This is a genomic window from Nostocoides vanveenii, assembly GCF_039531165.1.
In the GTDB taxonomy this organism is placed as follows: Bacteria; Actinomycetota; Actinomycetes; order Actinomycetales; family Dermatophilaceae; genus Nostocoides_A; species Nostocoides_A vanveenii.
This window is the reverse complement of record NZ_BAAAPN010000005.1, coordinates 1-949: the sequence shown is the minus strand read 5'-3', so window position 1 is coordinate 949 and position 949 is coordinate 1. Positions and strand designations below refer to the sequence as shown.

1 protein-coding gene is annotated in these 949 nt (G+C 73.6%); it reads left to right on the top strand.

Translation table 11 applies throughout. From position 1 onward, the window contains the following. Window positions 1-604 precede the first annotated feature (604 nt). Window positions 605-949, top strand: a 345-nt coding sequence (locus tag ABD209_RS01330) for an HNH endonuclease signature motif containing protein (RefSeq protein ID WP_344061015.1), incomplete at its 3' end; no start/stop codon positions are given.

Genomic DNA, 949 nt, shown 5'->3' with positions numbered 1-949 from the left:
CGGCGCTACCCCACCGGACGCGCCGCGTCACCACTTGTGAAGTTGGCGGACGGCGTCCGGCTTGGCGCGGTTCCGGCTTGCCTGGCCGACGCCGTCCTCGACGCGCGGGTCCCCGTCCCGGCCGCGACCGCCGCCATCGCGGAGATGACCACGCTCATCCCCGACCTTCAAGACCCGGTCATCCCGACCGCGTGGGAGGCGTTCACCACCGTCGCCGCCACCGGGGACCCCGCCCTGGTCCGGAAACTCCGGTTCCGCCTCATCGTCGAATACGGCCACACCGACCGCCTCGGAAAAGACCAAGCCACCGGCCGCACCCGGATGAGCCTGTCCCACGGCATCAACGACGGCGGACCCTTAACGACCTACCGGCTGACCCTGGACCCCGAGTCCGTCGCCGCCCTCGAAGCCGCCCTCGGACCCCTAACCGCGCCCCGGCCCGGACCCGACGGGGAACCCGACACCCGGCCCGCGACCAACCGCCGCGCCCACGCCCTAATGGGCCTCATCGCCCGCGCCGCCACCACCGACACGTCCCCCGCGGGTCGTGGGTCCACCCACACCAGCCTGATCATCCGCCTCACAGACCTGCGCGACGAGACCGGTGCCGCGACCCCCGCCGGNCCTCACAGACCTGCGCGACGAGACCGGTGCCGCGACCCCCGCCAGTCCCGGCGGGTCCGCGTCCTTCCTCGCCCCCGACATCGCCCGCGCCCGGACCTGCGCCGGGACCGTCACCCCCATCGTCCTCGACCCGCACGGCAACCCCGTCCTGATCGGCCGCACCCACCGCCTATTCACCACCACCCAAATCCACGCCCTCACGGTCCGCGACGGCGGCTGCTCCTTCCCCGGCTGCACAAGGCCCGCCGGCTGGACCGACGCCCACCACCTCATCCACTGGGCAGACGGCGGCGCGACCGACCTCGACAACGCCGCCCTCCTCTGC